This is a genomic window from Pseudomonas sp. Pseusp97 (assembly GCF_047304025.1).
Lineage (GTDB): Bacteria > Pseudomonadota > Gammaproteobacteria > Pseudomonadales > Pseudomonadaceae > Pseudomonas.
In genome coordinates this window covers 69,575-77,491 of record NZ_JBGLYK010000006.1, presented here as the reverse complement: position 1 = coordinate 77,491, position 7,917 = coordinate 69,575, and the positions used below count along the sequence as shown (strand labels likewise).

General features: G+C 66.2%; 8 protein-coding genes. 4 read left to right on the top strand and 4 right to left on the bottom strand.

Annotated elements, in window-relative coordinates:
* Positions 1-161 precede the first annotated feature (161 nt).
* The 3 genes from ACCC94_RS02705 to ACCC94_RS02695 form a co-directional block, all read right to left on the bottom strand.
* Positions 162-1,154, bottom strand: coding sequence for a cyclodeaminase (locus tag ACCC94_RS02705; protein ID WP_413347916.1), 993 nt, complete (start codon positions 1,152-1,154; stop codon positions 162-164).
* Entirely contained in the window at positions 1,147-2,121 is a 975-nt protein-coding gene (eutB, locus tag ACCC94_RS02700) for a hydroxyectoine utilization dehydratase EutB (RefSeq protein ID WP_413347915.1), read from the bottom strand. Before eutB ends, ACCC94_RS02705 begins: the two co-directional genes overlap by 8 nt.
* Before the next feature lie 450 nt (positions 2,122-2,571).
* The gene (locus tag ACCC94_RS02695) at positions 2,572-3,966 is read right to left on the bottom strand and encodes a PLP-dependent aminotransferase family protein (RefSeq protein WP_413347914.1); all 1,395 of its coding nucleotides are present in this window, start codon (positions 3,964-3,966) and stop codon (positions 2,572-2,574) included.
* A gap of 399 nt (positions 3,967-4,365) precedes the next feature.
* On the opposite strand from ACCC94_RS02695, the gene ehuB reads away from it, so the two are divergent.
* From ehuB to ehuA, 4 genes are all read left to right on the top strand, one after another.
* A complete protein-coding gene (ehuB, locus tag ACCC94_RS02690; protein ID WP_413347913.1) occupies positions 4,366-5,220 on the top strand; it encodes an ectoine/hydroxyectoine ABC transporter substrate-binding protein EhuB in 855 nt (284 codons plus the stop codon).
* Between the two features lie 77 nt (positions 5,221-5,297).
* Positions 5,298-5,954, top strand: a complete 657-nt coding sequence (gene ehuC, locus ACCC94_RS02685; RefSeq protein WP_413347912.1) for an ectoine/hydroxyectoine ABC transporter permease subunit EhuC — start codon at positions 5,298-5,300, stop codon at positions 5,952-5,954.
* Positions 5,954-6,610: an ectoine/hydroxyectoine ABC transporter permease subunit EhuD gene (gene ehuD / locus ACCC94_RS02680; protein ID WP_413347911.1), complete on the top strand. Its 657-nt coding sequence runs from the start codon at positions 5,954-5,956 to the stop codon at positions 6,608-6,610. The genes ehuC and ehuD overlap by 1 nt, the downstream gene beginning before the upstream one ends.
* A gap of 23 nt (positions 6,611-6,633) precedes the next feature.
* Positions 6,634-7,479 carry an ectoine/hydroxyectoine ABC transporter ATP-binding protein EhuA gene (ehuA, locus tag ACCC94_RS02675; RefSeq protein WP_413347910.1) on the top strand — a complete coding sequence of 282 codons (846 nt, stop codon included), beginning with the start codon at positions 6,634-6,636 and terminating at the stop codon, positions 7,477-7,479.
* A gap of 121 nt (positions 7,480-7,600) precedes the next feature.
* Here ehuA and ACCC94_RS02670 read toward each other — a convergent pair whose 3' ends face one another.
* Complete coding sequence (locus ACCC94_RS02670) at positions 7,601-7,867, bottom strand: PilZ domain-containing protein (RefSeq protein ID WP_081518975.1); 267 nt, start codon at positions 7,865-7,867, stop codon at positions 7,601-7,603.
* Positions 7,868-7,917 lie beyond the last annotated feature (50 nt).

The window sequence follows — 7,917 nt, the reverse complement described above, 5'->3', positions numbered from 1 at the left end:
TTTTTTTTAAATTATTTTTTTTGGTTCTCTTTTTTTTTGTTTTTTTTTTTTTATAACCCTTTTTTTTTTTTGGGCCTTTTTTTTTTTTTTTGTTTCCCCCCCCACGCCATCCTACGAAGAGTGTCTTCCTGCACCGTCGGAGCCGGAGACGGTGTGCTCTTTCAGCTGTGGAACTTGAATCCCTTGCCCATCCGCTGCGCGCGCTGGAAGGCCAGGCCGGCGATGGCGGTGTCCTGAGCGCCGGTACCGGTGAGGTCGCAGAGGGTGATGTCTTCGGCGCGGCGGCGGCCCTCGCGCTGCCCGGCGATGACCTGGCCCAGCTCGGCGAAGTCGGCATCCCGGCTGACGGCACCGGCCTGCAGCGCATGGTGCAGCTCGCCCAACACGCGGGTCTGGCTCAGCCGGTCGGCGACATAGCAGTCCACCGTCGCCAGGGCATCGGCGGCGATCTCGTTCTTGTGCTCGGCGTCCGAGCCCATCGCGGTGATGTGCAGCCCGGGGCGCAGGTGCTTTTTCTGGATCAGCGGCTCGCGGCTCGGCGTGCTGGTGATGGCGATGTCGGCGCCCTCCAGCGCTTCGTCAATGCTGGTGCAGGCGCTCACCGTAATGCCCAGGCTGGTGCTCAACTCCTGCGCGCATTGCCGGGCCTTGTCTATGTCCCGCGCCCAGACGCTGGCGGCTTCGATAGGCCGCACCAGACACAGCGCCTTGAGCTGCAGCCGCGCCTGTTCACCGGCGCCGATCAGCGCGACCTGGCGGGCGTCCTCGCGGGCCAGCCACTTGGCCGCCACCGCGCCAGCGCAGGCGGTGCGCACGGCGGTGAGGTAGCCGTTGTCCAGCAGCAGCGCATCGAGCAGGCCGGTGCGCGAGGAGAGCAGCATCATCATGCCGTTGAGGCTGGGCAGGCCGAGCCTGGGGTTGTCGAAGAAGCCGGGGCTGACCTTGATGGCGAAGCGCGGCAGGCCGGGCAGGTAGGCGGTCTTCACGTCGACTTCGCCGTTGTGCTCGGGTACGTCCAGGCGAAGGATCGGCGGCATCGCCACCGGCGCGGTGGCGAGCAGGCGGAAGGCCTGTTCGACGGCGTCGAGGCTCTCCCGGTCTATTGCCACACAGGCGCGCAGGTCGGCTTCGCTGAGCAGGGTGACGTCAGCCATGGGCGGTTTCCTCGAGTATCTGCTGGTGTTGTTCGATGGCGATGTTGCGCCCGCTGACGATCACCACCACCGGGCCGACCGGGGCGATCAGGCCGTCCAGCAGGACAGCGATGCCGACCGCGGCGGCGCCTTCCACCACCTGCCGCTCCTCGCGGTAGGCATGGCGGACGCCGGCGGCGATGGTGGGTTCGTCGAGCAGGTGCAGCTGGTCGCAATAGTCGCGGGCCAGGGCGAAGGTGTAGCGGTTGTCCAGGCCGATGCCGCCGCCGAGGGAGTCGGCCAGGGTTGGCAATTCCTCGATCTCCACCGGGTGACCGGCGGCGAGGCTGGCGGCCATGGCGGCGCCGCGACGCATGCTGATGCCGTGCACGCGGATGCTCGGGTCGACATGCTTGAGCGCCAGCGCCACGCCGCCGAACAGGCCACCGCCGGAGAGCGGCACCAGCACCTGGCGCACCTCCGGCAGCTGTTCGAGGATTTCCAGGCCGAGGGTGCCCTGGCCGGCAATGATCTGCGGATGGTCGAAGGGCGGCAGCAGCGCCGCGCCCTGCTCGCGGGCAATCCGCTCGGCTTCGGCCTGGGCGTCGTCCTGGCTGTGGCCGACGATGCGCACCTCGGCGCCCAGCTCGCGGATCGCCTGGACCTTGTTCGCCGGCACCAGCTGCGACAGGCAAATGATCGCTTGTACGCCGAGCACGCGCGCGGCGTGGGCCAGCGCGCGGCCGTGGTTGCCGGTGGAAGCGGCGACGACGCCCTTGGCTTTCTGCTCATCGCTGAGCTGGGCGATCGCGTTGCTCGCGCCGCGCAGCTTGAAGCTGCCGGTGATCTGTTGCGATTCGAGCTTGAGGTACACCGGCGCACCGAGCAGGCGCGACAGGCTGGGCGAATGCTCCAGCGGCGTCTGCCGCACCAGGCCCTGGATACGCTGGCGTGCGCGGTACAGCTCGACGGGGGAAATCGGCTCCATCTCGGCCTCCGGGGATGCAGTGGGGCCGAGTGTAGGGGCGGGGAATTGTCGCGATGAATGTACTAGGACGATGTATTGATCAGAGGTGTTTTTCGTAGGAGCGAGCTTGCTCGCGAACCAGCCCAACCTCGACGTCGCCGGGAAATCCGTTCGCGGGCAAGGGCTAGGCGCCCCTCTCGGTCCTGCAGGGAGGCAGGGGCGTACGGCTCAGAACCTGAGACAGGTTATCCGCCGCGCTCGTCACGGCGGATAATGCTGGCGCGTTATGCGCCCAACGGGCTAGGACTATGCCATCGCGGACAGAGTCCGCTCCTACGCCGGCGGGGCAGTTGCGCTCTTGTAGGAGCGGAGCTTCTCCGCGAAGGTCGGCATGCGCGGAAGGATTCGCGGACAAGGTCCGCTCCTACAGGGATGCGCCCTACGACGATAAACGCGGGCCCGGCAGGGGGCTTAGAAGTCGTGGATCTTCGGGTACTGCCCGAACAGCTCGCGCATGTCTTCCAGGGCGCCGGCCATGCGTTCGTCGCTGCATTCCGCGCCCATGCACAGGCGTATCGCCCGAGGCCGTGGCGTGCCGCGGACCATGAACGGATCGGGTGGTGTCACGGCGATGTGCCGATGGCGCAGCTCGCGCACCAGACTGTCCAGTTCCCAGTGTTCGGGGATGCCGATCCACGCGCTCAAGGAATGCGGATCGCAGCCGCGCAGATACTCGCCGAGAAACTCCCGCACCAGCCCCTGGCGCTTCTCCAGCACGCGGCGCTGCAGGCCGATCAGCGCCTGGGCGTTGCCGTTGTGAATCCAGCGGCACGCCACTTCCGCCAGCAACGGAGTGGCCATCCAGCTGTTCACCCGCAGGATGCTCTCGGTGCGCAGCGCCAGACGGCGCGGCATGGCCAGGTAACCGATGCGCAGGCCGGTGAGCACGCTCTTGGTGAAGCTGGTGCAGTAGAACGACAGGTCCGGCAGGTAGTGGCTGAGCGGCGGCGGGCGGCGCTCGCCGAGCAGCGGGCCGTAGACGTCATCCTCGATCACGTGCACGCCGTAGCGCTGGGCGATGGCGGCGATTTCGCGGCGGCGCGTGTCGGGCATCACGCAGGAGGTCGGGTTGTTCAGGTTGGGCGTGCAGACCAGTGCGGTAATGCGCTCGTTGGCGCAGAGGTCCTCGAAGTGCTCCGGGTCGATGCCTTCCTTGTCGATCTCCACGCCCTTGAGGGTGAAGCCGAGCACCTGGGAATTGCCGATGACACCGTGGTCGGTGAGCTGTTCGCAGAGCACCACGTCGTCCGGCCCGGCTAGGGAGGCGAGGGCGAGGAAAATGCCGTGGGCCGCGCCATTGGTGATCAGCAGGTCGTCGCGCTCGCGCTGGAGGCCCAGTTGCGCCAGCCACTTCACCCCGGCGTCGCGGTGCGCATCGAAGCCGGCGACCGGGCGGCAGGCGCGCATCCACGGCTGGTCGGTCTCCTGCGCCAGCTCGCGGCAGCTGTCCTGCCACAGGCGGTCGTGCTCGCGGGTGTGGACGATGCTGGCGATGGAGAAGTCCACCAGCGCGCGCTCGGGGTGGTCGACCATGTAGTGGGCCATGCCCTCGGTCATCCGCCGCGACACGAAGCTGCCGCGACCGACCTCGCAGCGCACCAGGCCCTGGCGTTCCAGTTCCTTGTAGGCGTTGGTCACGGTCTGCACGCTGATGCCCAGGCCATCGGCCACGTGGCGCTGCGGCGGCAGGCGCTGGCCATCGCTCAGGCGACCCTGCTCGATGTCGCCGGCGATGGCCTGCACCAGGGTCTTGTACTTGGATTCGCCGACCCGCAGGTCGGCCAGGGCGCGACGCCAGGCTTCCATCTTCAGCGCTCCGTCTGGTCAGGGGTCCAGAGTGACGGACCAGCACACCGGCGGCAATTGTCCTAGTGCAATGTCGGTGCTTGTACCCCTTTTGTATCCTCGGGAGCAGGACGCCGGGCAGCACATCGGGCCGCATTGTCAGGCCCGCGCAGAAAAAACCTTCGGCTGCGTTCATTGCGACGGTGGGTTTTTCACGCCGCGGGGTTGTCGATCAGGAACAGCCGCAAGGCCCGCCGGCTTAGTCTGGCGTCCAGCTGGTGTTTTCCGCCGGCGTAAGAACTTCGGAAGGCCCCACCCCGGGGCCCGACCTACAAGAACAACAGTCGTACGACATTGCTACCTGCCATCCATCGCCGCGCGCCCACCGCGTTCGGCAAGCGAAGATCAGGAGATCCGAAGATGAGTACCGCCCCTGTTTTCCTGCGCCGCCTGAGTCTTGCCTGCACCCTGCTCGCCTGCGCTGTCGCCAGCGTCGGCAGCTACGCCGAAACCTCCCTGGAACGCATCAAGAGCACCGGCACCGTGCGCATCGGCTACGCCAATGAAGCACCGTTCGCCTACACCGAGACCTCCGGCAAGGTCACCGGCGAGTCGCCGGAAATCGCCACGCAGATCTTCACGAAAATGGGCGTGAAGAAGATCGAGCCGGTGCTGACCGAATGGGGCGCGCTGATCCCCGGCCTGCGCGCCGGACGCTTCGATGTGATCGCCGCCGGCATGTACATCACCCCGCCGCGTTGCCAGCAGGTGATCTTCACCGACCCGCACTACCAGATTCCCGATTCGCTGCTGGTGAAGAAGGGCAACCCGAAGAACCTGCACAGCTACGCCGACGTGAAGAACAACCCGGACGTGAAGCTGGCGATCATGTCCGGCACCGCCGAGCTGGGTTACGCCCGCGCGGAAGGCGTGGCGGAAGAGCAGATCGTCCAGGTACCCGACACCACCGCCCAGTTGCAGGCCGTGCGCGCCGGCCGCGCCGATGCCAGCGTCGGTACCGCGCTGACCATGAAGGGTCTCGCGGCGAAGGGCGGCGATTCGGTGGAAGCCATCACCGACTTCAAGGACGACCCGTCGCACATCGGTTACGGCGCCCTGGCCTTCCGCCCGGAAGACAAGGACCTGCGCGATGCCGTGAATGCGCAGCTCAAGCAGTGGCTGGGCAGCGCCGAGCACCTGGCGACGGTCAAGCCGTTCGGCTTCGACAAGTCCAACGTCACCGACAAGACCGCCGCCGAACTCTGCAAACAGTGACCGGGCGGGGCGCGTCGCTGACATAGGCCGCGCCTGCCCGGCCGTTTGGTCGAACCTGTCGCTACGGGATACGCACCATGGGTGAATTACTTCCTCTGCTGCTGGAGGGCGCCTGGATCACCGTCCAGGTGACCGTCTTCGGCTCCCTGCTGGCGGTCGCCGCTGCCATCGTCGCCGCGCTCGGCCGGCTTTCGCCGTGGCCGGCGGTGCGCTGGCTGGCCATCGCCTATATCGAGCTGTTCCGCGGCACTTCGCTGCTGGTGCAGCTGTTCTGGCTGTACTTCGTGCTGCCGCTGCCGCCGTTCAACCTGGAGATGAGCGCCTACAGCGTGGCGATCCTCGGCCTCGGCCTGCACATCGGCGCCTATGGTGCGGAAGTGATGCGCGGCGCCATCGGTTCGGTGCCCAAGGGGCAGTACGAAGCCTCGCTGGCGCTGAACATGACGCCCTTCACGCGCTTTCGCCGGATCATCCTGCCGCAGGCGCTGCTCTGCGCGATCCCGCCGGGCACCAACCTGCTGATCGAGCTGCTGAAGAACACCTCGCTGGTGTCACTGATCACCCTCTCGGACCTGACCTTCCGCGCACGCCAGCTGGACCAGGCGACCTTCGAGACTCTGAAGATCTTCCTGCTCACCCTGGTGCTGTACTTCGTCATGGCCCAGGTCATCGTCTTCCTCATGCGCCGCCTCGAACGCTGGCTGGGGCACGGCCGAATCCGCGGAGGCCTGTGATGAAACTCTTCGACTGGGACTTCGCCTGGCAGATTTTTCCGCAGTTGCTGCACGCCTCGCTGCGCACCATTGCCATCACCCTGGTGGGCTTCGCCCTGGCGGTGGTGTTCGGCCTGCTCTTTGCCATCGCTCGGCGCAGCCGGCATATCTGGCTCTCGTGGCCGGCGGCCTGGCTGATCGAGTTCATCCGCAGCACGCCGCTGCTGATCCAGGTGTACTTCCTGTTCTACGTACTGCCGACCTACGGGCTGAGCATGACCGCCCTGGTGGCCGGCACCCTGGGCATCGCCCTGCACTACGCCTGCTACACCGCCGAGGTGTACCGCGCCGGCCTGGAAGCGGTGCCGCGCGGACAGTGGGAAGCCGTCACGGCGCTGAACTTCTCGCCGTTCAAGGCCTACCGCGAGGTGATCCTGCCCCAGGCGATCCGCCCGGTGCTGCCGGCGCTGGGCAATTACCTGATTGCCATGTTCAAGGACACCCCGGTGCTCTCCGCGATCACCGTGGTGGAAATCATGCAGCAGGCGAAGAACATCGGCTCGGACAGCTTCCGCTACCTGGAGCCGATCACCCTGGTCGGGGTGTTCTTCCTGCTCATTTCCATCGGCCTGGCGAGCGTCGTGCGCCAGGTGGAAAAACGCACGGCGCTGCCATGACTGACTCTTCTGGAGGTACTCCGATGTCCGTTCACTCCCTTCAAGCCGCCCCGCGCGCTTCGAGCCAGGATGCCCCGGCCGCACGCGCCGAGACGGCCCAGCCGATGGTCAGCTTCCGCAATGTGTGCAAGAGCTACGGCAGCTTCAGCGTGCTCAAGGACCTCAACCTGGAGGTGAAGGCCCACGAGAAGGTCGCCATCATCGGCCCCAGCGGCTCGGGAAAATCCACGCTACTGCGCGCGCTGATGACCCTGGAAACCATCGACAGCGGCCTGATCGAGGTCGATGGCGAGCCGCTGACCCACCTCAAGCGCAACGAGACGCTGGTGCGCGCGCCGGAAAGCCACGTGCGCAAGGTGCGCAGCAAGATCGGCATGGTGTTCCAGAGCTTCAACCTGTTCCCGCACATGAGCGCGCTGCGCAACGTGATGGAAGCGCCGGTGCAGGTGCTCGGCATGCGCCGTGACGAGGCCCGCGAGCGCGCGGTGGAACTGCTGGAGATGGTCGGCCTGGGCAACAAGCTCGACCACTACCCCTCGCAGCTTTCCGGCGGCCAGCAGCAGCGCGTGGCCATTGCCCGTGCGCTGGCGATGCGGCCCAAGGTGATGCTGTTCGACGAGGTGACTTCGGCGCTGGACCCGGAGCTGTGCGGCGAGGTGCTCAACGTGGTGCGCAAGCTGGGCGCCGAGCACAACCTGACGATGCTCATGGTCACCCACCAGATGGGCTTCGCCCGCGAGTTCGCCGACCGGGTTTGCTTCTTCCACCAGGGCAGCATCCTGGAGCAGGGCAGCCCGCAGCAGTTCTTCGGCCATCCGCAGCACGAGCGGACGCGGGCCTTCCTGAGTGCGGTGAACGAGGCGAACTGATAACGCTGGGGTTTTGCCTTACTTGTAGGAGCGAGCTTGCTCGCGAACAAACTCCGCTGCGGGGCTCGGGTTCGCGAGCAAGCTCGCTCCTACAGAAAGCAGTTCGCAGTGAAGCGGGGGATCAGGCGTTGCCGACGAAGCGGAAACCCGCGCCCTCGGCGTCGGTGCGCATCACTTCCATCTCCAGGATCGGCGCATCGAAGGGCATGTCCTGTACCTGGCCGGTAACGCGAGTGCCGGCCGGCAGCGCGGCGAGCACTTCATGGCGCACGTAGACGCCGCCATCGGACAGGTCGCGGGTATGGCCGAACACATCGCCGAAGCTGGCATGGCTAATCTTGATCCGGCACTTCATCGGGGTACGCGGGTATTGCCGTTGATTCGACATGAAATGGCATCCGTCCTGAATGTCAGCCCACTAATGGGCCTGAAACCTGT